This window comes from Flintibacter sp. P01028, assembly GCF_041925235.1.
Lineage (GTDB): Bacteria > Bacillota > Clostridia > Oscillospirales > Oscillospiraceae > Lawsonibacter > Lawsonibacter aceti.
Window position 1 is genome coordinate 90,856 of the sequence record NZ_JBHEVC010000004.1, and the last position, 22,040, is coordinate 112,895.

The window sequence follows — 22,040 nt, forward strand, 5'->3', positions numbered from 1 at the left end:
GGCCGCCCCGCTCCTTTATCCCTTCCACGTCTGGTACTGCTCCACTAGCTCCTGATAGCCTGGTACACCTTTCAAAAATTGAGCCTCCGGGTCCAGGTCCAACTGGTCCAGCAGAGGCTTGAGCAACATGCTCTGGGCCTCCCCGGTTTCGTTCTTGGTGGGTAGATGGCGATACAGAGAAGATTCACTCAAATCCCAGGGGACCGTCAAAGAGTGGAGCAGTCTCTCCAGCAGCTCCAGCGCCCGTGGGCCGTTCCGTTCTGCCATGGCCAACTGGAGGGGAGCGGACAGCACAGCGTAATCGGTAAGGCCCATGACTCTCCCCTCTGCCTCAGCCGTATCAGAAAAGTGGTGAGCCGCCTCCTTGTCCCCCTCCTCAATCGCCAGCTCAATCATGTGGAGGAGGGTGGTCTGGATGGCATGGGCCCGGTCAAACAAGTCCCGCTCCAGGATAGTCCAGGCCTCCTCGATCTTTCCCTCCTTCCTCCGCAGGGAGGCGGTGAGAGTACGCTTGTCCATATGGGTATCGGATAACTGGTCCAACAGGGTCTGGGCCCGGTCCAACTCCCCCCGGCTAATACACTTAGAGGCCACAGTGTAGGTAGCGGCTTCACACACCCTTGCGTCCGCACTGCTGACACACCGCTCATAGAGATCGTCGATCTCCTCCTGCCAGGTCTGCCGCTCCCCCTCTGTGCCGCCAGGTAACAGAGTCAATATTCCCTCCAGCAGCCCCGCCAAGCTGAAGGCGAGCAGGTCACTATTGGGAAACTCCCGCAGCTTACTCCTGGCCAAATCAAAGGCCACGGCAAGCGCCTCCCCCTGGGCTGTCTCATAGACTCGGTTCAGAAATAAACCAATTTCCTCTTGGGTCAGGTCCTCCTGAAAAGACAGCAGGGTGTTCAGATCCACCCCCAGGGTCCGGGCCAGGGAAGGCAGAAGGGTAATATCTGGGTAATTGAGCCCCGTTTCCCTTAGTTAAAGATATTGTTGGGTATCTCAAGATGTGTCATTCGATTTTGCCGATAAAGCGGTAGAAGATTTCCACTTCCTGTTCCCGGCTTCCGTCCTCACTTTTGACCGCTTCATGGACAAGGATTTTTTCAATCAGCGTATTCAGAAGTTCAGCCGTCAATTCTGTGGGATTGACATACTGTTTCATCAGACCTATCCACTTTTCAGCGTCAACCGCTGTCTGGGCGGCGACCTCCATCGCTTCGTGAAGCCGTTCAATTTTTGCGTCCAATTCTCGCTGTTCGCCCTGATACTTTTCGGACAGCATATTGAAATTGTATTCTGTAATGCGTCCGGCAGACCAGTCCTCATACATTTTTGCAAACAGGGTGTCTACTTCTGCTTTGCGCTTTTCCGCCTTTTTCAGTTCGGCTGTCTGCCGCTTCCTTGCAGTATTGCGTTCCTTGTCGCTGGCGTTAAGTAGCCGTTTCAGAAGTTTGTCCCCATCCTGCTGTACCAGCACAGACCAGTATTGCAGACGGGAAAGGACATAGGCGTAAAGCACATCATAGCGGATATAGTGCATGGAACACTGGTGCAATCCTTGCCCGTACTTGCTACAATGGTAGTGGGCATAGTGATTTTTGTTCTGGCTGTTCATACCATAGGCCAGCGACCAGCCGCAGTCCGCACATTTTACCAGCCCGGAAAATATCTGTGTTGTGCCGTTCTTCTGCCGTCTGCGCCTGTTGCAAATCTGCTCCTGTACTTGACGGAACACATCTTCGGAAATAATCGCTTCGTGGGTGTTCTCCACACGATACCATTCCTCTTTTGGCTTGCGTACTTTCTTCTTGTTTTTGAATGAAATATTGGTCTGCTTATTGTGGACGCTGTGTCCGATATAGGTTTCCTCTTTCAGAATACTTTTCACCTGCGCTATCGTCCACGCATAGGCTTTTTCCTCCGGCGCTCCGGCATAGATATTTGCGAAAGTGCCGTATCTCTGGAAATTCAGCCAGCCGGGAGTAGGTACTTTTTCTTCGACCAAAATCCGTGTAATGCTGGCGGCTCCCCGGCCATGAACGGCAAGGTCAAAAATCTTTTCGATAATCCACCTTGTTTCCGGGTCAATCAGAAGATGGCCTTTCTTATCCGGGTCTTTGACATAGCCAAGCGGAGCATAGGCTCCATAGTGTGCGCCATTTGCGAACCGTGTCCGCATGGCCGCCTTTACCTTTTTGCTGGTCTGGCGGGCGTGCATTTCATTCAAAATGTTGAGGAATGGGGCAAGCTCATTCTCTCCGTTGATGGTGTCCACATTGTCATTGACAGCGATATAGCGGACGCCTTTGCTGGGAAAGTAGATTTCCGTGTACTGGCCGGTCAGAATGTAGTTTCTGCCTAAGCGGGATAAATCCTTCGTAACAACGCAGTTGATTTTCCCGTCCTCAATGTCATCAATCATTCTCTGAAAATCCGGCCTGTCAAAGTTCGTTCCAGACCATCCATCGTCGATATATTCATCTATGACATTCAGGCCATGCTCGGCGGCATATTGCCGGAGCATCATGCGTTGTGTCTGAATACTCCCGCTTTCTCCTTGCAGTTCATCGTCCCGGCTCAATCTCATATAAAGCGCCGTGTTGTAAATCGTAGTATTGTAAGGTTGTTTCACCGTTAAAAATCCTCCTTCTAAAGAAACAACCCACGCTTACAATACTTTTGCTCTATGGCAATTATATCATAAGCGTGGGCGTGTTATCAATGATGGGCTATCAGGTTGAAGCGGCTTTTTCTGCGGTATGCCGCACCACATCTACAATCAGATCACCGAGGGGCTTCCCGCCTGCGGCGAAGTGTTCGGAGATTTTTATACGGTTGTTCCCACATACAAAATACTGCGTGCCGTTCTCTGCTTGTATGACCTGCCCTGTCCGGGGTGTAAAAATATCGCTTTCGCTTTTTGCCATCCAGTGTCCTCCATATTCAGTTTTCAAGGTACAATGCCGCACAGGAGCGGCGAAAATTTCTGCTTATACTATCACCTTTCCTTTACCGTGTGCCGCTGCTGCCGTTTCAGTTCCGCCAGTATATCCGGCGGGATACGGTCAACCAGCCGCTGTAAATTGTCCAGTTCGCTTTTCAGCTTTGCCCGTTCCATCGTATCTTTCATCTTGCCTTTTTCACTGGCCTTTGCCCTTGCTTCCAACTTCTCATTCTCCGCCAACAGGTCATTGATTGTGACCTTGTACTTTTTCAACTGCCCGGAGAAGTTCTCCATCTGCGGGAACCACTTTTTCAGCATGGAGAGGGCTTCCTCTTTTTTCTTTCCGGCGTTCAGTGGGTTAATGCCGTCAAGGGCGGCTTCAATGGCTCTGGCCTGTTTGGAGAGGGAAACCGCCTGTTTGAAAATCCGGGTGGGGATATGCTTCCGGCCTGTCTTGCTGGCACTTTCCCCACGCTCCAAGTCAGGATATTTCTCCACCATATAGGCGTGAAAATCGTCCTGCCACTTCGTCAGGTTTGCCCGGTTGCCGATAATCTCCTTTGCGCACAGGCGGTTGTCCTTTGTCAGCGGAACAAAGGTCAAATGCAGGTGGGGCGTTTTCTCATCCATGTGTACCACCGCCGACACGATATTTTCCCGTCCTACCCGGCCAATGAGGAAATCTGCCGCCCTTTGGAAGAACGCCTGTATCTCCTTTGGGGATTTCCCCTTGAAAAACTCCGGGCTGGCGGTTATCAGCGTATCGACAAACCGTGTGCTGTCTTTCCTTGTCCGGCATCCGGCCTGCTCGATACGGCTCTGAATGAAGTGGTAATAGCGTCCCTCCGGCTTGACGATATGGAAGTTGTATTTGCTCCGGCTTGTGTCAATGTCGGGGTTGCTGGCGTATTGTTCTTTCTGTCTTTCGTGATGGGCTTCCAGCGGCCTTGCCGGGTTGCCCTTGTGCTTCTCAAACCGCAAAATTGCGTGTTGTGCCATTCTGCTCCTTTCCCCATTCCTTTCCTATCCGGGGTTTTCCATAGGGAAAATCCCGCCGGAATTATCTCTGATACGATAGGAATGGAATGGATATAAATCAATCATTTTAATCTTTGTATTTCTATATACCGTCTGGTTTTCGTACTTCTCAAGATTGATTTCCGTACTTCAAGGGTACGGTTTTCAGTCCTCCGGCGTACCAGAACCGGATTTCTTGAAGTCGGTGTTTGGAACCGCTTCATAGGATTTTGGGAAAATGCGGTTGGGTTTTCCACAGCCCTGCTTCTGGATTTCCACCAGTCCGGCGTATTGCAGTTCCCGCAGGGTGTTCACCGCTTTCTGCCGCCCACAATGGAGCAGTGTGACCACTTCACAGATAGGGAAATACAGGAAAATCCGTCCGCAGTCATCCGCCCACCCATTCTTGCGGGATAACTCTGTCCGGCGCAGGATAAAGGCGTACAGAACCTTTGCCTCGTTAGACAGGGGCTTGAATGTGGGGGCTTCAAAGAGGAAATTCGGGAGCCGGGTGAAGCTGAACGCCTTTTCCGGCTGATGGATATAGATGGTGTTTGTCATAGTGCGTTTTGTGGACGGTTAGAAGCCCATTTTTCAGGGCGGACGATACTTTATACCACCTGCCCCGGTTTGGGGCTTGCGGAGCCTGATAAATCAAGGCTTTTTTCGCTCCTAACTGTCCACAGCAGACCTCCTTTTCCGTTCACTTTCTGTTTTCTGCCGCCTGTGAACTCTGACGGCACAGCCGGGGCAGTATTTTGCCCGGTTGGATTTGGGGACGAACACGCCGCCGCAGACCGCACAGCATTTCAAGTCCTTATCCCGGAAAATCTCCGCTTCCAGCGTTCCGTCCAGCGGCAAGACCGCCCAGCGGAACCACTTACAGCAGACCGAGAAAGAAACCGTCTGCGGGCAGGTGCAGGTGTCCCCATCGTCAAGGACAATGCAGTTGCCGTCCTCACAACAACAGCACTCCCGGCGTATCAGGCTGGCCGCCTGTTTCCTCTGCGCCGGTGTCATGCGGTAAAGGGAACCGTCCGGCCTGCGCTCCAGTGGCGGCAAGTCTTTATAGAGGTTATTTCTCATGCGTTCCCTCCATTTTGCTTTCCGTTGCCGTTCTCCCCGAAAAGGTTTCCTGCCCCATTCCTGCGGCGTATTCCAGCGTTGGCACGCTCCCCGCAACTTCGGGACAAAATGTCCCGAAGTCCGGCTCCTTGCGGTGCTTCCCCAGCCGGGGTATTCCTTTTCGGACGGTCATTCTGTTTTCAAGGTGCTGTCCATCGATGAACTACCCTAAGTCTACACCTAAATGACCGCCCGTCCCGTATATCCGAAAGGTAGGAAATTGGCCTAAAAAACAGGCTATTTCCACGCTTTCGGAATTGTGGTATAATAAAAATGATATTTGCAGACAAGGGGGAGCGCATGGAACTATCCATACAAGAACGATTGAAAGACCTGCGTGTGGAACGCGGTCTGACGCTGGAACAGCTTGCGGAGAAAACCCACCTCTCCAAGTCCGCTTTAGGGAGTTATGAGGGGGACAACTTCAAGGACATCAGCCATTACGCCCTTATTGAGTTGGCAAAGTTTTACGAAGTGACTGTTGATTATCTGCTGGGCCGTTCTCAAACAAGAAATCACCCAAACGCCGATCTTGCAGACCTGCATTTGAGTGATGATATGATTGAACTATTGAAAAGCGGGCTGGTGGACAATTCCCTTTTGTGTGAACTGGCGACCCACCCGGATTTTCCCCGGCTCATGGCCGACCTTGAAATCTATGTGAACGGCGTGGCGGGAAAACAGGTACAGAGTGCAAACGCCATTGTGGACGCCGTGAGTGCAACGATTATGAAACAACACAATCCCGGCTTGACTGACCCGCAGCTGCGACAGCTTATCGCCGCCCACATTGACGACGACAGCTTTTGCCGCTATGTGATACAGCAGGACATAAACAAGATAGCCTTCGACCTGCAGGAAGCCCACAAGGACGATTTTTTCAGTGTCCCGGAGGACAATCCACTGGAAGATTTTTTGCAGACCGCAGAGGAAACCACCAGAGAGGACAGCGACCCGGAGCAGGCGGCTATGGCATTTATCTGTAAGCGGCTCAAGCTGAACTATGGGAAACTGTCAGAGGAAGAAAAGAAGTGGTTGAAAAAGATTGCACAGAAATCGGATTTACTGAAAAATCCAAAGCCGCAGCGAGGGAGAAAGTAAGAGAACGGAAAAATTTGATTTAGTGAGGTGTAAGGAGTGGAAATTAGATTTATTGATGAAAAACACGCCGCAGATATAAATATTCCCAACGAACCTTTTCCCATTAGGGGACGAATGGTTATTACCTACAACGGAGACAGATGGGAACATACAGAAAAACTATTGCCTTCTGAACAGATTGAAGAAATGACATTCCCAGATGAAAACTACAATTATCATGAGATGAAAGACTATGTTTTTATCGGAGCATATGAGGGAGCGGATTGTATTGGATTAGCAATATTGACTCCTGTATTCAATCCCTGTCTTTTTTTATACGACTTGAAAGTCAAATGCAAAATGCGTGGTAAAGGTATTGGTAAACAGCTAATTAAGGCATCTTATCAATATGCCATAGCAAATGGGTATGCAGGTTTGTATACTGTTGGTCAGGACAACAATTTGAATGCGTGCTTGTTTTATTTGGCTTGCGGTTTTGAAATTGGCGGACTTGATACTAAAATATATGAAAACACAAAGCAGTCGGGAAAATTTGATATAACCTTTTATATGCACTAAAAATAAGTACATTAAATGAATTCAGGTTTATCGGAGAGATAGCAAAGCCAGCCGAGCCAGTCAACGGTCAAGATGAACGGCGCATAAATGCGCCGCCGTTGACAGTCCCGCCCGTCTTTGCTAAAGGGTAATCAAGGCGGGAAAGCCCTAAAATGGCTTCACACCTATTTCAATAATTGGAGGAGATAAAAATGAGATCAGAAAAGGAAGTTTATGATATTGTTTTGAATTTTGCAAAAACAGACAAACGCATTCGCATGGTTACTTTGGAAGGATCTAGAACAAATACAAATATTCCGCCTGATGATTTTCAGGATTTTGATATTACTTTTTTTGTTACGGATATGGACAGCTTCACAAGTGATGATAAATGGCTAGATATATTTGGTGAAAGGTTGATTCTGCAAAAGCCGGAAGATATGGAATTATTTCCAGCTGTAGAAAAGGGATTTTCATATTTAATGCTGTTTACTGATGATGTTAAGATAGATTTAACTTTGCTGCCGCTGGAACTGATAGACGAGTATTTTACATGGGATAAACTGGTAAAGTTACTGTTGGATAAAGACAACCGTATCGTAAAGCCGCCAATACCAACGGATATAGACTACCACTTGCAGAAGCCTACTCAAAGAATGTTTGACGATTGCTGTAATGAATTTTGGAATACTACAACATATGTAGTAAAGGGCTTATGCCGCAAAGAAATTCTTTTTGCTATTGACCATATGAATGATATAGTACGAAAAGAATTGCTTCGCATGATTTCCTGGCTGATTGGTATCAAACAGGGATTTCATTTCAGTTTGGGAAAAAACTATAAATTTATGAAGCAATATGTCCCAGAGGAATTGTGGGAACGACTTATGTCCACTTATAATATGGATTCCTATCCCCATATGTGGGAATCCTTTGAACAATGTATGGCATTGTTCCGGGAGGTTTCGTCAGAAGTGGCATGCCAGTTGGATTACCAGTATCCACTATATGATGAAAAAATCAGTAATTATGTGATTCGGCAAAAGAAAAAATATGGCATTGAAGATGATAACAAATAAAATTTTTTCAATCGAAAAAATTTATTTTGATTATTCAATTTTGAAAAACTGAATACCTCAAAATCAGAAAGAGCGCGGCCAAGCACTTTGAGGGATTGGCCGCCTTGTCCACCCATCCAGCGGGGCGGCGGGCGGCGGTCAAGGCCGGGTGTAACCCCGTTCATTTCAGCCTTGACGGTTGCCCGCTGTCCTGCTACTTTTCCGGGAGTGTGGCCACAACTTCGGGACACTTTGTCCACAAGTCGGAGCGTAGGACGAGGGACGGGGGCTTTCATATACGCCCTGTCTGCTGATGAAACCAGACCTGCGCTTGCGGCTCCACGCCACGCAAGCACAGCCCTGTTTTCCTGCCGCTTCAAATGCCCTTGCCCTCCCCGGCGGCAACGGCATTTTCACGGCAACGCCGACAGAGCGTATAACACACTACACTTTGCTTCGCAAAGTCGTGTGCCAAATGGGGGCGTTGCCCCCTTTGGAAACCTCCACAAGAAAAGGCGGTACGCTACCCCTCCACGGGGCGCATACCGCCTTTTCTTGTTATCCAGCCCTCCGGCTGTATCGGTTGAGCAAAAGTCCGCGTGGGATTGATGTGGTATCTTTAACTTTGGGAAACTCCTTTCTCCCATTTATTTACTGCCGGGGCACTAACTCCGAGCCTATCAGCCAGCCCCTCCTGGGTCAGTCCCATGGTCTGGCGGCGGGTACGGATTACGTCATGGATTTTCATAAGCTTCTCCTCCTGTCTTTCCACCATCATACCAGACTTTCCCGCCCGCTACAATGGAGCAGTACGACAGAGAACGGGAGCGGATATTAACCTTCAGTTAATTTTAATACAAAAGATCCCCCGGTTTTGGCCGGGGGATCTCTCCATATCATTTCATATCAGGGAGCAGGCACCACTTCTACCGTGTAGCCCAGGTCCTTCAGCCCCTGGACGACGCCGGTCTCGCCCACCATGTGGCCGGCGCCCACCACCAGCAGGCCGGTGTGGGAGCCCTCCCGCTTCAGATACTCATCCGCATAGGCGATCATGCCGGGGTCCCGGTCGGTGAACAGCTTGCTGTTTAGCTCGTCGTCGCTGTTCAGGATGGCATCCTTATCATAGATCTGGTCAAAGCTCTCCACGTCCCGGCTCTTCCAGGTGTCCATCATGGCGCCGATCTGGGCCACCTCCTCCTGCAGGGCCTCCTGGGTGGCGGGCTCAAAGGCCTCCTCCCCCAGCACGGCGGTCAGGGCGTCCTTCGTCTGCTGGCTCATGGAATCGGGGTCCAGAATCATCAGCAGGCCGCTGGCCAGGTATACCTCCTGGTACTCAGGGGACAGGCCGTCAAAAATACCGCCCTGGAAGGCATAGGTCTCCACAGCGTCGATGGCGATGCCGGCATTGACCGCCTTGGCGTTGACATACATATCAATGGCCATGGCGTTGGAGCTGGTAGTCTCATCCATCGTAGCCAGGGAGGAAAAGCTGTTGGCCAGGGCCCAAGCTTTGTACTGGGCGATGGTCTGCTCATCCATCCCCATCTGAGCGGCGGTTTCCACTACCACCTGATACAGCTCCGGGGAGATGTGGTCGGCCAGGGTCGTACCGTCGGCATAGGTCTGCATGGCGGCAAACTCGGCGATTTGGGCCTGGTCATTGAAGTCCAACTCAAAGGTCACCTGCTCGGCGTTCAGAATGATGTCCCGCAGCTGCTTATGGATGGGGTAGGTGTTGTTCACGTCCGTATGGATGGAGCCCAGCAGGTACAAGGTGTTGCCGTTGCCCTCCGCCTTCCACAGCAGACCCAGGGAGCCGGCGTTCTGCTGGTCATATAGATTGAGGATCAGGCTGTTGGCCATAGCGGCCCCCTCCAGCAGAGTGCAGGGACGGTCCAGATTCAGCCCGGTGCCGTCGCCGGCTATCGCGCCCACCTCAGTCATGAAGGCCTCTGGCCCCTCCTCCACGCCGGGAAAGGCGTAAGCGGCCGCCTCCTGGTACAGAGCGTTGAGCACACCGCCGCGGGTCGTATCGAGGACCAGGCCGGTGTCATCCGCCTCCCGCTGCTCCACACCCAGCAGGGCCAGCTTGTCAGCCACCACCTGTGTCATCTTGTTCAACTGCTCATCTGTGATGGTCTTGCCGTGGTCCGTGTACAGCTCGTCACCAAAAAGTCCCATAGCATATCCATCTGCCAGCACGCCGTAGGCCCAGGTTGGGAGAGGCTGGACCTGCTCCTCGGCCGCCAGAATGGCGGGGGATGCCCCCATGGCCACAGCCAGGGAGAGCAGCAGCGCTAAAAATTTTTTCATAGTGAGACGTCCTTTCTCCATTTGCCTTAGTCTGTTTAAGTGTACTTTTATAAACCGGCAAAGTCAAGAAAAATGATTTGGAAAATCGGTTGCAATATCTGGATCTTTGTGTTATATTAGCGCAAGGGTTATTTTGAAAAAAGTTTGAAAAAGTACACTTTTTCAAACTTTTTATTCATTATTAACTAAAATATATAACAAAACAGGAACAGGCCACGAAGGGGCCTGTTCCTGTCTGTCTTTTGGGCGGAATGAAGGTCGTGCCCGTTACTTACTCTTTGACTACTGTTTTGGTGATGGTAGCCTTGGGGTCCTCGGTGTCGAAGACTGTCTTGGCGGCGGCAGCCAGACCGGCCAAGCCCTGAATCTCGCTGGGAATGATGATCTTGGTGGCTTTCCCGTTGGCGGCGGCCTGGAATGCCTCCAGCGCCTTGATTTTGATGACGCCGTCGCCAGGGGCGGCGTCATTGATGAGCCGAATGGCGTCTGCGGTGGCCTGCTGGACCTTCAGGATGGCCTCGGCTTCGGCCTCAGCCTCCAAAATCTTGGCCTGCTTGGCGCCTTCCGCCTGAAGGATGGCCGCCTGCTTGGCCGCGTCGGCTCGAAGGATAGCGGACTGTTTCTCGCCCTCCGCCACCAAGATTTGGGACTGCTTCTGGCCCTCGGCCTGGAGAATGGACTCACGCCTCTCGCGCTCGGCCCGCATCTGCTTCTCCATGGATTCCTGAATATCCCGGGGCGGCATAATATTTTTCAACTCCACCCGGTTGACCTTGATGCCCCAGTTGTCGGTGGCTTCGTCCAGGATCGCCCGCATCTGTCCGTTGATGTGGTCCCGGCTGGTCAGGGACTGGTCCAGCTCCAGATCGCCGATAATATTACGAAGGGTGGTAGCGGTCAGGTTTTCAATGGCGGACATGGGGTTCTCCACCCCATAGGTGTACAGTTTGGGATCTGTGATCTGAAAATAAATTACGGTATCGATCTGCATAGTCACGTTGTCCTTGGTGATGACGGGCTGGGGCGGAAAGTCCACCACCTGCTCCTTCAGGGACACATTTTTCGCCACCCGGTCCACGATAGGCAGCTTGAACTTCAGGCCCACGCCCCACACCGTACGGAATGCGCCCAGCCGCTCGATGACAAAGGCACGGGACTGGGGAACGATCTTGATGCAGGACCCCAGCACAATTAGGACCAGCAGAGCCAAGATTATCCATGGCAGAATACCCAAAACAACTTCCATATTTTCTCCTCACTTTCTAAATGGCTTCCATTTACAAGCACTTATAATGTTTCTACGAACACCTTGACCCCTTCGATACGAAGCACTTTGACCTCCGTACCGGCGGGGATGACCACAGCCTGCTGGCTCCGGGCGGACCATATCTGGCCTGAGATATTGACCTGACCCTTTCCCTCTATGTTGTCGATGTCCTGGATCACTATGGCAGTCTTGCCGATCACCCGATCCGCGTTAGTGGCCACATTTTTGGTATCCAGATACCGGGCGGCCAATGGCCGCACCAGAGCCAGCGCCAGACCGGACAGAGCCAGAAACACAATCACCTGAACCCAGATTGCTCCGCCCATCCAGGCTGTAATCGCTCCGCCTAGGGCTCCGACGGCAAACCAAATGAAGGTCAGCCCCACGGTGGCCAGTTCCCCGAGGACCAGCACCACCATGACGATCAGCCAAATGGTACTCGGACTCATAGACACTCCTTTCCCCCGGTCCTGATGCACAGTCCCGAGGCTTGCTATATTGGTAGCATATCATATCCGCCAGGAAATTGCTACAATAACTTGCTGTCAAAAAATAAAATATTGGCTATAAATTAGTATGGCCTCAAATCTTATAGCCATCATACACAGAAAAAACCAATCAAACCGCACTCCTAGACATACCTATATTCCAAGCAAAAAAGTTCGGCTCTCACTTTTGATGAGAGCCGAACTTTTTAGTTTCTTAAACGTTAGGCTTTGACACGGACACGGCGGAAGGAAGTTGGCTTTCTACGTGCCCGGGTTTTAAAGACTAACCGCGTTTATCAGTACATGCCGCCCATGTCAGGGGCAGCGGGAGCGGCGGGAGCGGGAGGCTGGGGCTTATCGGCCACCAGGGACTCGGTGGTCAACAGGGTGGATGCGATGGAAGCGGCGTTCTCCAGGGCAGAACGGGTCACCTTGGTGGGATCCACAATGCCGGCGGGGATCATATCGCAGTACTCCTCCTTGTAGGCGTCGAAGCCGTAGCCGGTCTTGCCGGACTCGCGAATCTTCTCCAGCACTACAGAGCCGTCGATGCCGGCATTGGCGGCGATCTGCTTCACCGGAGCGGTGAGGGCCCGGGCGATGATCTGGACACCAGTCTTCTCGTCGCCCTCGACCTGGTCGTACAGCTTCTCCACGGCGGGGATGGCATTCAGGTAGGCGGTGCCGCCGCCGGCCACGATGCCCTCTTCCACAGCGGCGCGGGTGGCGTTCAGGGCGTCCTCGATGCGCAGCTTCTTCTCCTTCATCTCCACCTCGGTGGCGGCGCCTACCTTGATGACGGCCACACCGCCGGCCAGCTTGGCCAGCCGCTCCTGGAGCTTCTCCTTGTCATAGTCGGAGGTGGTGACCTCAATCTGGCTCTTGATCTGGCCAATGCGGGCCTTGATGTCCTCGCTGCTGCCAGCGCCGTTGACGATGGTGGTGTTCTCCTTAGTAATCTTCACCTGACGGGCCTGACCCAGCATAGTCAACTGAGCTTCCTTCAGCTCCAGACCCACATCGGAGGAGATAACCTGGCCGCCGGTCAGGATGGCGATATCCTGGAGCATCTCCTTGCGGCGGTCACCGAAGCCAGGGGCCTTGACGCACACCACATTCAGGGTGCCGCGCAGGCGGTTGACAATCAGAGTAGACAGGGCGTCGCCCTCCACGTCTTCAGCGATGATCAGCAGCTTCTTGCCGGACTGGACCACCTGTTCCAGAATGGGCAGCAGCTCCTGGATGTTGGAGATCTTCTTATCGGTGATGAGGATGAGGGCGTCGTCCAGGTTGGCCTCCATCTTCTCGGTGTCGGTGACCATATAGGGGGTGATGTAGCCCCGGTCGAACTGCATACCTTCCACGACCTCGGAGTAGGTCTCGGCGGTCTTGGACTCCTCGATGGTGATGACGCCGTCGTGGCCCACTTTCTCCATCGCCTCAGCGATCAGCTTGCCGATGGTCTCATCGCCGGAGGACACGGCACCGACACGGGCGATATCAGCGGAGCCGTTGACCTTCTGGCTGTTGGCCTTCATGGCCTCAATGGCGGCCGCGGTGGCCTTGGCGATGCCCTTCTTCATGACCATGGGGTTGGCACCGGCCGCCAGGTTCTTCAGGCCCTCGCGAACGATAGCCTGCGCCAGCAGGGTAGCGGTGGTGGTGCCGTCGCCGGCCACATCGTTGGTCTTGGTGGAGACCTCCTTCACCAGCTGGGCGCCCATGTTCTCAAAGGGGTCCTCCAGCTCGATCTCCTTGGCGATGGTAACACCGTCGTTGGTGATAAGGGGAGCACCGAACTTCTTGTCCAGCACCACGTTGCGGCCCTTGGGGCCCAGGGTGATCTTTACAGTATCGGCCAGCTGGTTGACGCCCTTCTCCAGAGCCTTGCGGGCCTCCTCGCCGTAGCAGATAATTTTAGCCATAACACATTACCTCCGATTTAGAGTAAATTTGATACACGATTTGGGATAAAAAGACGGGTTTACTCAACCACGGCCAGGATATCATTCTGACGAACGATGGTCACTTCCTCGCCGTCCAGCTTCACCTGAGTGCCGGAATACTTGCTGGTAATGACCTTGTCGCCCACCTTCACGGTCATGACGACCTCCTTGCCGTCCACCATACCGCCGGGACCTACAGCGATGACCTCTGCCACTTCGGGCTTCTCCTTGGCGGCGCCGGTCAGGATGATGCCGCCCTTGGTGGTCTCCTCGGCCTCCACCAATTTTACGATCACACGGTCAGCCAGGGGTTTGAGTTTCATAACAAGTTCCTCCTTATATATGAGTTTTTTGAACTAACTTTCTCAGCGGTTTAGCACTCTTTTTATTTAAGTGCTAAATCTAACTATGATAATAACCGCTTTCTCAAAAAAAATCAACCCCTAAATCAAAAAAATTTGGGGTTGATTTTCTATAATTTACGTTTTGTTCACAAACATATGTCAAGAGTGCTAAACACAAGGGGCATAGCTCGCTCCAGCCGGGTAAAAGAAATTCACCTTTTTCTCTGACAGGCGGACCGTAAAAGTGGTGTCCCGCATGATCTCTCCATCCACTACCACGGTGATGGGTTCCCGGGCGGAGAAGGACACCTCCTGCCCGTGGTAGGCTCGAATCAGCGCGGGGTACTTCCAGTACAAGCCTTTAGCGTACTGACCCGCCAGGCGCGCGAAGGTAGGCAGACTCACCTTGCCCACCCGCAGCACATCCAGCACGCCGTCGTCAGGCATGGCGTCGGCCACCGGCATAAAACCGCCCCCATAGTGCCGCCCATTGCAGATGCACAGGATGGCGGTGGGCTCCTGCGTCCAGCGGTCAGCCCCCATAGACACCGTCATGGGACGGCAGATTCCCCGTACAAGCACCTGCTCCGCCAGGGACAGCAGATAGGCCCATCGTCCGGAGACACCTTTCAATCGCTTGTATTTGTGTACTCCGGCGGCGATACGTGCGTCCACTCCGGCGCATATCACATCCAGCCCCAGCTTGCCGTTGCAGTCCATCAGGTCAAAGGCGGCCTGCGGCCCGGCCGCCAAAGCCTCGAGATTTGAAAAAATGCTGCGGTAGTTGGGCCCAAACAGTTTCAGAAAGTCGTTGCCCGTCCCCATGGGCACGTTGGTCACTGCCAGAAAATCGTGGCCCGCCGCCCCATTCACCACCTCGTTGAGAGTACCGTCACCTCCACAGGCGTAGATCCGAATGGGTTTCCCCAGAGCAGCGGCCGCCTCTGTCATTCGTCGGGCGTCCCCTTCTCTGGCGGTGTGGACTATCTTGCGAGGAAAAGGCAGTCTCTCCAGCAACCGCTCCAGCGTCTCGGTACTATCCTTTTTCCCCGCGGCGGGGTTGATAATAAACAGATGGTCCATAGACACCTCCGAAGCGCCTCAGGGCAGCTCCCCAAAGCCCCAGATCACCTGCTGCTCCACATAGCCTGCCCAGTGAAACTCCTCCAGCACGCACCGCTCCGGGAGGGAGCTCTCCAGCCCAAGCTCCGCCAGCAGGGAGGGACCTTCCTGGGGAATCCACAGTTGGTCCGCCGGGTCGGTACGCACCCAGAAGGTCTGGAAGCGGTCCGGGTCGTAGATGAGGATGATCTCCGCCAGAGCCGGGTCGCCCCCAGGGACAAAGAGGAATATTTTACAGAAGGGCAGGTCCGCCGGCCTGACGGCAATCAGTTCCTCCGTCTTTCGCAGGAGGGCGGCCATCAGCGCCTTCCGGTCCTTCCCTCTGGGATGAAAAAAACGGTTGGCTCCCAGGTCCAGCCACTCCTCTCGAAAATCCTCTTCCGCCGGACACCAGTTGGGCTGGTACTCCTCTACCACCCGCAGAACCCTTTTCAGCTCCCGCCGATATCCCCGAAATTTTTTTATATGGTAAGGCATGACCCCTCCTATTTCATCCCGTACATAAACAGGTCGCACTTCAGCATCCCGTTATAGAGTTTTCGCTTCTTGTCCGCCTGCCGGCCGAAAGTCCGCTCAAACTCGGTGTGGGAGGACAAAAGGAAGAGCTTCCAGCCCTCTGGAAATTTGCTCCAGGCTCGGCCGAAGGCCCGGTACAACTCCTCCGCCTCCCGGCGCTCCATGATGCGCTCTCCGTAAGGCGGATTGGTGACCACCCGGCCATAGAGGCCGCCCCAGTGGAAGGTCCGGGCGTCGGCCGCCTCAAAGGATACGATGTCGTCCACCTCTGCCAGTTGAGCATTGTGCCGGGCCAGCTCCACGGCGGCGGGGTCCAGGTCGCCGCCCCAAATCTCATAATCCCCATCAAATTCCTGGTCCATGGCCTGGTCAGCCGCCTCCATCCAGAGCCGCTTGTCCAGCCACCCCCATTTTTGGGCGGAGAAGGACCTGTTCAGCCCCGGCGCCCGGTTTCGGGCAATCAAGGCAGCCTCGATGGGGATGGTGCCGCTGCCGCAGAAGGGGTCGCACAGGGGGTCCCGGCCTCTGTACCGGGACAGCAGGACCATGGCCGCCGCCAGCGTTTCCCGCAGGGGGGCAATCACCCCCTGGGCCCGGTAGCCCCTCTTGTGCAGCCCAGCGCCGGAGGTATCCAGCATCAGGGTGGCGGTATCCTTCATAATCGCGAACTGAATCTGGTACAGCGCCCCTGTTTCCGGCAGGGTATTCAAGCCGTAAGCCTCTCCCAGCCGGGCGGCCACCGACTTTTTCACGATGGATTGGCAGGCGGGCACCGAGTGGAGGGCGGAGTTGAGGGAGTGGCCCTTCACTGGAAACTGGCCCTCCCGAGGGATGAACCGCTCCCAGGGCAGGGCCCGCGTCCCTTCAAATAGAGCGTCAAAGTTTCCAGCCGGGAATGTCCCCAGCACTAGCAGAACCCGCTCCCCGGTACGCAGATTCAGATTCAGCCGGGGCAGGTCCCCCTCTGTTCCGGTACACAGCACCCGGCCATTTTCCGCCTGGACACTGGGCAGACCCAGCCTCCGGATCTCGTCAGCGCACAGCCCCTCCAGGCCAAACAGGGTGGGGACAGCAAAATTCAGCTCGCCCACAGGCAACACCTCTCCTCTCTTTTGTGGGTCCAGTATACCGTATCTGACGGTCTATGGCAAATTCTTTTTCTCCAAGCCGCCGGTGTAAAAAAGGGACAGGGCGATCTTCGCCCTGTCCCACGTTTATCCCTGTCAAAGCGCCATAGGGGGATAGAAGGACACGCTCCCTATCCGCTCCAGTCCCACCTGGCGGGCCCGCAGAGCATACTCCTTCACGTCGCCGGTGGTATAGATGGTCAGTCCGCCCAATCTGTCGTCAGAGGCCAGCAACCGCTCTCCCTCCAGGTACTCCTTTAGGGCGCGGGCCATCTCCTCCGCGGGGTCGATGAGGGGCAGACCGGGATACAGGCGGCGGATGCTGTCCGCTACCAGGGGGTAATGGGTACAGCCCAGCACACAGCACTGGATGCCCTCCCGCACTATGCCGTCCATCTCCAGGCGCAGGTCCGCCTCCACCTCCGCCATGCCGGCAGGGTCCCCAAGGTTGTGCTCCACCAGCCGGGCCAAATCAGGACAGCCACAGCTGAGGACCACCAGCTTCTTGGGGCTGCGGGCCAATATCCCCTCCGGATAGCACCGGGAGTTGTGGGTAAAGACGGTGGAGATGACTCCTATCTTGTCTACACTCAGCCGTGCGGCGGCCTCCGCCCCCGCCTGAACGGCGTTGAAGGTGGGGCAGGACACCTCCCCCTCACACTGTCCGATTACGCAGGAGATGGTATTGCAGGCCACCAGCAGGGCCTTCACATGATGATCCTCCATGAAGCGGAACATATACCGGGCCATGGCCACGATCTTGTCCTCTGGATGGTTCCCGTAGGGAATATGGGCGCCGTCCCCGAAATAGACCAGCTCCTCGCCTGGCAGCGTCCGCTGAACCTGCCGGACTACACTAAAGCCGCCGATGCCAGAGTCCAGGATTCCGATGGGGTCACTGGGATGGAACATAGACACACCTTCTTCTGCCGCCGGCGGGTTGCCGGCCGTCACCAGTGGATATTACCACAAACTGTCGGTCTGGTAAAGACGAAACTCCGCGGGGCGGTCAAGTTTTACCGCTCCGCGGAGATACCCTTCGTCACTCCACCCGATTCAACTCCCCGGTAAGCAGGTCCAGTTGGTAAGCGCCGGTGTCCGTTGTGACGCGCCACACCGGGATCAGCTCCATGGGCCCGGACAGAGAGGTGACACTGACATAGCCCTGAACAATACTGTCCACCTGATTGCATACGTCGCCCAGCCCATTGAGGCCATTATAAAAGTACACGAGCGCCGAGGCCACCGTAATGGGCCGCTGGTCCGTCCGCTCCACAGGGCTGCCCACCAGACGGCGGCCGGCGGTCATGGTCTCCAGCCCCTCCGAGCCCCATACCAGGGTAACCTGGTGGTTAAACAGGGGGATGCCCTCCCAGCTCTGGCGGACCGTCAGGGTATTCTCATCCCGTGCCGTTGTCTCTCCCTCGAACCCGATTTGGGTCAGGAGGTCCAGGCAGCTTCTCTCCTGGTCCACACCCAGCGGGAAGCTGTCTGGCGATAATTCCGCCGAAAAGGATCCATCGCTGTGGAACTGGAGGGCGCCCGCCCCGTTTTGGTAGCGGTACACCCCGGCTCCTCTGGCCTGGACCACTACATCCTCCCCCAAAAGCTGGGTGGCCAAGCGGCTTTCCTCCTCCTGGTCCCGCTCCACGGTCTGGGGCCTGGGAACCATCTGGTCGTCGGGCAGTTGTCCCTCATGGATCTGTATCCCACGGTCAGTCAGGAAATCCACGGCCTGCTGGCGATTCTGCCTCTGGTTGGCGCTGTCCCGCCACTCCCGTTGGACCACAAAGAACAGTAAGCACAGATTGACCGCCGCGAGCATGATCAGGATGATGTTTTTCAGCTTGGACCATTCCATACCGTCAATCCTCCCGGCTGCCGGCGGCCACCCAGGTGGCGGACACGCTGTCCCCGCCGCCGTCCAGATAGGCCAGCATCAACTCATCCCCCTCCATCCCTTTGGCCGTGAGAGCCGCCGTGGCCTGGAGGGGCGGCATGACAGACCCGCGCTCTCCGCTGGCTGTATAGCTGCGCAGCCGGAGCGTAAAGCGGTCTATCCTCCCGTTCTGGACCAAAAACTGGGCCGCACTCCCCTCGTCCAGTTGGACCGGCACCCCGTTCAGGCAGTATCCAAAGTCGATTTGCCAGCCCCCATCCACCTCTTGGACAGACATCAGATACAGTCTCGCCTCTCCCATACGGGGCGTCATAGCGTCCGCGGCCAGCCGGCGGCATGTCTCTACCGCTTCAAACAGGTCTGCCCCGGACAGGGGGAAATGGCCCACCCCGCCCCGGTCAGCCAGATAGGTGGCGATGCCCCGTTCAGTCAGCCGCAGGGTGTCGTTGCCGTTTCGGACCACCTGCTCCGTGCCCGCAGAGTAAAATACGCTGGAGCCCACCGAGAAGTCCAGGTCCTCCGCCAGAGCGGCAAGGGCGCTCTGCCCTCCGACAGCCGGATTGGCCGCCTGATAGATGACCGGATCCAGCCCCCCCTCTGTCAGCAGGGTATCCGGGTCCAGGTCCTGGTACAGATCGGTCTCAAAGGCGAAGCGGGCGCCGTTTGTCCCCATTCCGGTCAGCGCGCTTTCCAACTGCTGGGGCGTGACAACCTCCGTCAGACAGCGGTAGTAATATCCGTCCCGCTGGTCCTGGTAATAAAACGCCACTTGGTTCTGCCATAGGGACAGGACCAGTCGCCGGACATGGGCATCCAGCGCGCTCTCCTCACCGGACAGCCAGCCCACCAGCACTTGGAGTGGGATATCCCCCTGAAAATCGAAATAGACGCCAGGACAGGAGGTGAGCGCCTCCTCCCACTGGTAGCGGTTCACCCGCTCTGGCTGGCCCGCACTGGACAGCCCCTCGGCCAGCAGGCCGGCCACCTGTTGGAACAGGGCGTCCGCCGCCCCTTGGTCATACTGAACTCCATAGCGGCCAGTCTCCATACCCGCCGTCAGATTGACCGCGATACGCAGGGGGCGGACCGCCTCGATCCGGCTACCCCCTTCCGTCTGTCCCATCTGGGTCTGGGGCATATCCTCCCGGAGAATATTGTGCAGCGGCTCCAGCATTCTGGTCTGGATCAGCAGCCAGACAGCGGAGCAGGTAAGAAACAAAATCAGCACATCCTTAGCCAGCTCCACAGCCCTTCGGTCAAACTTCCGCCTATCCATGGTCCGGCCCCTCGATCTTCAGCTCCAGCCGGAGTGCCAGGCCGGGGCCATCCTTGTCCTGGAGCTCCAGCAGCCCCTGGTGTCGGTTCACGATCTCCTTGGCGATAGACAGCCCCAATCCGGTCCCGCCGGACTGGCGGGACCGGGCCTTGTCCACCCGGTAGAACCGCTCAAAGATCCGGGACCGGTCCTCCGGTGGGATACCGATACCGTCGTCATCCACCACCATCCATACCCGGTCCTCTGTCCGGCCGGCGGAGATGGTAATATGGCCCCCGTCGGGGGTATATTTGATGGAATTGGACACGATATTCATCATAACCTGGAGCACCCGCTCCCGGTCAGCCACAATGGCGGGCAGCTCTGACTCCAGTTCCAGCTTCAGGGTGTGGGCATGGCGCTGGGCCTCCATATAGACCGCGTTGTACAAATCCTGGAGCGCCGCCTCGAAGGAGAAGCGGCCCAGCTTCAGATCGTCCCTGCCCGAGTCGAGGCGGGACAGGGTGAGCAGGTCCTGGACAATGTGGGTCATACGGTCGCTCTCGTTGAGGATAACCCCCAGGAATTTCTTTTCCATGGCGGGTGGGATGTCCTCGGCGCTCTCCGCCAGGGTCTCGGCATAGGATCGGATATTGGTCAGGGGGGTACGCAGCTCGTGGGACACATTGGCCACGAACTCCCGGCGCATCTCCTCGTTTTTCCGCTGGGCAGTCACATCGTGGATGACCACCAAGGCGCCGCCGCCCTCCCGGCCGCGATCAAAGGGGGCCAGCAGCAACTGGAGAAACCGGTCCCGGACCTGGAGCTCTCCCTCCAGATGGTCGGGGGCCTCCAGCACCTGATCTAGAGGGGCGATATCGCCAAAGAGCTGGCCATAGTCGCTCTCCGGCCCGATGTGCCGCAGCAGCATCTGGTCGGCGGCAGGGTTGGAGTGGATGACCTTTCCATCCCGGGAACAGGCCACCACGCCGTCGGTCATGTGGAGGAAGAGGGTATCCAGCTTGTTGCGCTCGTTCTCCACCTGGCGCAGAGTATCCTGGAGCTGGTCCGCCATGTCGTTGAAGGTGTCGGTCAGCACTCCGATCTCATCCCGCGAGGCCACTTGGATCTTCCGGGAAAAGTCCCCTTCTGCCACCCGCATGGCCCCCTCCGTCAGCCGCTGTATAGGGGTAACCATCGTCTTGGACAGCAGGAAGGACAACAGCACCGAGATGACTAGGCCAAAGACCAGGGCCTCCATGATCAAGAGAAACATTTTCTCGGTCAGGCTGTTGGCAGTGGCCTTGTTGTCCAGGATGTAGATGACATAGCCCTCGTCCCCCCGGTGGATGGGGACGGCCAGGTCCATATAATCGGCGGCCAGATTGCTCTCATCCCCCACCTCGTTGGTCTCCAGCCCGGTATTCAGGGCAAAATTCAGGTTCTTGGTATATTCCAATACCTGGTTCTCCCCCTCAGGAGCCACCAGGCACACTCCATCGCTGTCCAGGATATACAGCTTGCGGTTGCGCCCGTCCACCCCCAGCACGCCGACATAGGCGTCCAACACATCGGCCATTCTCTCCGCACCGTTCTCCTCATCCGGAGTTTCGGTGGTCAGGTCGGACACCAGGCCGGGGTCGCTGAACACGTCGGACATCTGGCTATAAAAATCCTCCAGATAAAAGGCGGTCACAGAGTTGATCAGGAAGGCCCCCACCACCATCATCAGGGACAGGATCAGCAGCACCATGATCATGACCAACTTCATATGCAGACTACGCATGGGGCACCCCCTTTCGTCGGAACAAAGTCCGCTTTCCTCGGAACGCCCTTACGGGCATTCCTCCCTCGCTCCCTTGTTCCTCCTCTCCGAACCGGACCCGCTTCGGTCTGCCGCCTTCGGCGGCTTTCTCTCCCAAAGTCCGCTTTCCTCGGAACGCCCTTACGGGCATTCCTCCCTCGCTCCCTTGTTCC

General features: G+C 55.4%; 23 protein-coding genes and 1 pseudogene. 3 read left to right on the forward strand and 21 right to left on the reverse strand.

The window, feature by feature from the left end:
* Nucleotides 1-15: 15 nt before the first annotated feature.
* The 6 genes from ACEVJK_RS09175 to ACEVJK_RS09200 all read right to left on the reverse strand — a co-directional run bounded on the left by ACEVJK_RS09175 (nt 16) and on the right by ACEVJK_RS09200 (nt 5,047).
* A complete protein-coding gene (locus ACEVJK_RS09175) occupies nt 16-912 on the reverse strand; it encodes a hypothetical protein (RefSeq protein WP_374740424.1) in 897 nt (298 codons plus the stop codon).
* A gap of 97 nt (nt 913-1,009) precedes the next feature.
* Complete coding sequence (locus tag ACEVJK_RS09180) at nt 1,010-2,587, reverse strand: recombinase family protein (RefSeq protein WP_207726614.1); 1,578 nt, start codon at nt 2,585-2,587, stop codon at nt 1,010-1,012.
* Between the two features lie 145 nt (nt 2,588-2,732).
* Entirely contained in the window at nt 2,733-2,927 is a 195-nt protein-coding gene (locus ACEVJK_RS09185; protein WP_002334813.1) for a hypothetical protein, read from the reverse strand.
* A gap of 71 nt (nt 2,928-2,998) precedes the next feature.
* The gene (gene mobV / locus ACEVJK_RS09190; protein WP_122012631.1) at nt 2,999-3,943 is read right to left on the reverse strand and encodes a MobV family relaxase; all 945 of its coding nucleotides are present in this window, start codon (nt 3,941-3,943) and stop codon (nt 2,999-3,001) included.
* A 183-nt stretch (nt 3,944-4,126) separates the two neighbouring features.
* The gene (locus ACEVJK_RS09195; protein ID WP_117551616.1) at nt 4,127-4,522 is read right to left on the reverse strand and encodes a replication initiator protein A; all 396 of its coding nucleotides are present in this window, start codon (nt 4,520-4,522) and stop codon (nt 4,127-4,129) included.
* Nucleotides 4,523-4,633: 111 nt separating this feature from the next.
* Nucleotides 4,634-5,047, reverse strand: a complete 414-nt coding sequence (locus ACEVJK_RS09200) for a cysteine-rich VLP domain-containing protein (RefSeq protein ID WP_054352687.1) — start codon at nt 5,045-5,047, stop codon at nt 4,634-4,636.
* Between the two features lie 339 nt (nt 5,048-5,386).
* Between ACEVJK_RS09200 and ACEVJK_RS09205 the strand changes: the two genes are divergently transcribed.
* The 3 genes from ACEVJK_RS09205 to ACEVJK_RS09215 all read left to right on the forward strand — a co-directional run bounded on the left by ACEVJK_RS09205 (nt 5,387) and on the right by ACEVJK_RS09215 (nt 7,803).
* On the forward strand, nt 5,387-6,187 hold the full coding sequence (locus ACEVJK_RS09205; protein ID WP_117685591.1) for a helix-turn-helix domain-containing protein: 801 nt from the start codon (nt 5,387-5,389) through the stop codon (nt 6,185-6,187).
* A gap of 36 nt (nt 6,188-6,223) precedes the next feature.
* The gene (locus ACEVJK_RS09210) at nt 6,224-6,745 is read left to right on the forward strand and encodes a GNAT family N-acetyltransferase (protein WP_117502383.1); all 522 of its coding nucleotides are present in this window, start codon (nt 6,224-6,226) and stop codon (nt 6,743-6,745) included.
* A gap of 191 nt (nt 6,746-6,936) precedes the next feature.
* Nucleotides 6,937-7,803, forward strand: a complete 867-nt coding sequence (locus ACEVJK_RS09215; RefSeq protein ID WP_001255868.1) for an aminoglycoside 6-adenylyltransferase AadE — start codon at nt 6,937-6,939, stop codon at nt 7,801-7,803.
* On the opposite strand, the gene ACEVJK_RS09220 is transcribed toward ACEVJK_RS09215, so the two are convergent.
* From ACEVJK_RS09220 to ACEVJK_RS09290, 15 genes and pseudogenes are all read right to left on the reverse strand, one after another.
* Nucleotides 7,752-8,162 (reverse strand): hypothetical protein, encoded by a 411-nt coding sequence (locus tag ACEVJK_RS09220; protein ID WP_243118116.1) that lies wholly within the window; start codon nt 8,160-8,162, stop codon nt 7,752-7,754. The genes ACEVJK_RS09215 and ACEVJK_RS09220 overlap by 52 nt on opposite strands.
* Nucleotides 8,163-8,416: 254 nt before the next feature.
* Nucleotides 8,417-8,530, reverse strand: a pseudogene (locus ACEVJK_RS09225) (helix-turn-helix domain-containing protein); the annotation flags it as partial.
* 158 nt (nt 8,531-8,688) lie between these two features.
* On the reverse strand, nt 8,689-10,098 hold the full coding sequence (locus ACEVJK_RS09230) for a TraB/GumN family protein (RefSeq protein WP_240288615.1): 1,410 nt from the start codon (nt 10,096-10,098) through the stop codon (nt 8,689-8,691).
* Nucleotides 10,099-10,369: 271 nt separating this feature from the next.
* Nucleotides 10,370-11,344 carry an SPFH domain-containing protein gene (locus ACEVJK_RS09235; protein ID WP_186852278.1) on the reverse strand — a complete coding sequence of 325 codons (975 nt, stop codon included), beginning with the start codon at nt 11,342-11,344 and terminating at the stop codon, nt 10,370-10,372.
* Nucleotides 11,345-11,385: 41 nt separating this feature from the next.
* Nucleotides 11,386-11,814, reverse strand: a complete 429-nt coding sequence (locus ACEVJK_RS09240) for an NfeD family protein (protein WP_147573323.1) — start codon at nt 11,812-11,814, stop codon at nt 11,386-11,388.
* A 335-nt stretch (nt 11,815-12,149) separates the two neighbouring features.
* Nucleotides 12,150-13,778, reverse strand: a complete 1,629-nt coding sequence (groL, locus tag ACEVJK_RS09245) for a chaperonin GroEL (protein ID WP_186852279.1) — start codon at nt 13,776-13,778, stop codon at nt 12,150-12,152.
* 59 nt (nt 13,779-13,837) lie between these two features.
* Nucleotides 13,838-14,122: a co-chaperone GroES gene (gene groES / locus ACEVJK_RS09250; protein WP_023347701.1), complete on the reverse strand. Its 285-nt coding sequence runs from the start codon at nt 14,120-14,122 to the stop codon at nt 13,838-13,840.
* Nucleotides 14,123-14,311: 189 nt separating this feature from the next.
* Nucleotides 14,312-15,226 (reverse strand): diacylglycerol kinase family protein, encoded by a 915-nt coding sequence (locus ACEVJK_RS09255; protein ID WP_147573321.1) that lies wholly within the window; start codon nt 15,224-15,226, stop codon nt 14,312-14,314.
* Nucleotides 15,227-15,244: 18 nt separating this feature from the next.
* Nucleotides 15,245-15,742 carry a DUF3916 domain-containing protein gene (locus ACEVJK_RS09260; protein ID WP_147573320.1) on the reverse strand — a complete coding sequence of 166 codons (498 nt, stop codon included), beginning with the start codon at nt 15,740-15,742 and terminating at the stop codon, nt 15,245-15,247.
* An 8-nt stretch (nt 15,743-15,750) separates the two neighbouring features.
* Nucleotides 15,751-16,872 carry a class I SAM-dependent RNA methyltransferase gene (locus tag ACEVJK_RS09265; protein WP_240288619.1) on the reverse strand — a complete coding sequence of 374 codons (1,122 nt, stop codon included), beginning with the start codon at nt 16,870-16,872 and terminating at the stop codon, nt 15,751-15,753.
* Nucleotides 16,873-17,004: 132 nt separating this feature from the next.
* Nucleotides 17,005-17,820 carry a glutamate racemase gene (locus ACEVJK_RS09270; protein WP_262669419.1) on the reverse strand — a complete coding sequence of 272 codons (816 nt, stop codon included), beginning with the start codon at nt 17,818-17,820 and terminating at the stop codon, nt 17,005-17,007.
* Between the two features lie 130 nt (nt 17,821-17,950).
* On the reverse strand, nt 17,951-18,769 hold the full coding sequence (locus ACEVJK_RS09275) for a hypothetical protein (protein WP_147573316.1): 819 nt from the start codon (nt 18,767-18,769) through the stop codon (nt 17,951-17,953).
* A gap of 4 nt (nt 18,770-18,773) precedes the next feature.
* The gene (locus ACEVJK_RS09280; RefSeq protein ID WP_186852284.1) at nt 18,774-20,084 is read right to left on the reverse strand and encodes a hypothetical protein; all 1,311 of its coding nucleotides are present in this window, start codon (nt 20,082-20,084) and stop codon (nt 18,774-18,776) included.
* A complete protein-coding gene (locus tag ACEVJK_RS09285; RefSeq protein ID WP_240288626.1) occupies nt 20,077-21,849 on the reverse strand; it encodes an ATP-binding protein in 1,773 nt (590 codons plus the stop codon). The genes ACEVJK_RS09280 and ACEVJK_RS09285 overlap by 8 nt, the downstream gene beginning before the upstream one ends.
* The coding region (locus tag ACEVJK_RS09290; protein WP_374740425.1) for a hypothetical protein at nt 21,842-22,040 on the reverse strand (199 nt) is incomplete at its 5' end. The genes ACEVJK_RS09285 and ACEVJK_RS09290, both read right to left, overlap by 8 nt.

What these genes read in the sequence shown, in the direction of transcription:
- ACEVJK_RS09180 (WP_207726614.1), bottom strand. Translation starts at nt 2,587, where the DNA reads ATGAGATTGAGCCGGGACGATGAACTGCAAGGAGAAAGCGGGAGTATT.
- ACEVJK_RS09185 (WP_002334813.1), bottom strand. Translation starts at nt 2,927, where the DNA reads ATGGCAAAAAGCGAAAGCGATATTTTTACACCCCGGACAGGGCAGGTC.
- mobV (WP_122012631.1), bottom strand. Translation starts at nt 3,943, where the DNA reads ATGGCACAACACGCAATTTTGCGGTTTGAGAAGCACAAGGGCAACCCG.
- ACEVJK_RS09195 (WP_117551616.1), bottom strand. Translation starts at nt 4,522, where the DNA reads ATGACAAACACCATCTATATCCATCAGCCGGAAAAGGCGTTCAGCTTC.
- ACEVJK_RS09200 (WP_054352687.1), bottom strand. Translation starts at nt 5,047, where the DNA reads ATGAGAAATAACCTCTATAAAGACTTGCCGCCACTGGAGCGCAGGCCG.
- ACEVJK_RS09205 (WP_117685591.1), top strand. Translation starts at nt 5,387, where the DNA reads ATGGAACTATCCATACAAGAACGATTGAAAGACCTGCGTGTGGAACGC.
- ACEVJK_RS09215 (WP_001255868.1), top strand. Translation starts at nt 6,937, where the DNA reads ATGAGATCAGAAAAGGAAGTTTATGATATTGTTTTGAATTTTGCAAAA.
- ACEVJK_RS09230 (WP_240288615.1), bottom strand. Translation starts at nt 10,098, where the DNA reads ATGAAAAAATTTTTAGCGCTGCTGCTCTCCCTGGCTGTGGCCATGGGG.
- ACEVJK_RS09235 (WP_186852278.1), bottom strand. Translation starts at nt 11,344, where the DNA reads ATGGAAGTTGTTTTGGGTATTCTGCCATGGATAATCTTGGCTCTGCTG.
- ACEVJK_RS09240 (WP_147573323.1), bottom strand. Translation starts at nt 11,814, where the DNA reads ATGAGTCCGAGTACCATTTGGCTGATCGTCATGGTGGTGCTGGTCCTC.
- groL (WP_186852279.1), bottom strand. Translation starts at nt 13,778, where the DNA reads ATGGCTAAAATTATCTGCTACGGCGAGGAGGCCCGCAAGGCTCTGGAG.
- groES (WP_023347701.1), bottom strand. Translation starts at nt 14,122, where the DNA reads ATGAAACTCAAACCCCTGGCTGACCGTGTGATCGTAAAATTGGTGGAG.
- ACEVJK_RS09255 (WP_147573321.1), bottom strand. Translation starts at nt 15,226, where the DNA reads ATGGACCATCTGTTTATTATCAACCCCGCCGCGGGGAAAAAGGATAGT.
- ACEVJK_RS09260 (WP_147573320.1), bottom strand. Translation starts at nt 15,742, where the DNA reads ATGCCTTACCATATAAAAAAATTTCGGGGATATCGGCGGGAGCTGAAA.
- ACEVJK_RS09270 (WP_262669419.1), bottom strand. Translation starts at nt 17,820, where the DNA reads ATGTTCCATCCCAGTGACCCCATCGGAATCCTGGACTCTGGCATCGGC.
- ACEVJK_RS09275 (WP_147573316.1), bottom strand. Translation starts at nt 18,769, where the DNA reads ATGGAATGGTCCAAGCTGAAAAACATCATCCTGATCATGCTCGCGGCG.
- ACEVJK_RS09280 (WP_186852284.1), bottom strand. Translation starts at nt 20,084, where the DNA reads ATGGATAGGCGGAAGTTTGACCGAAGGGCTGTGGAGCTGGCTAAGGAT.
- ACEVJK_RS09285 (WP_240288626.1), bottom strand. Translation starts at nt 21,849, where the DNA reads ATGCGTAGTCTGCATATGAAGTTGGTCATGATCATGGTGCTGCTGATC.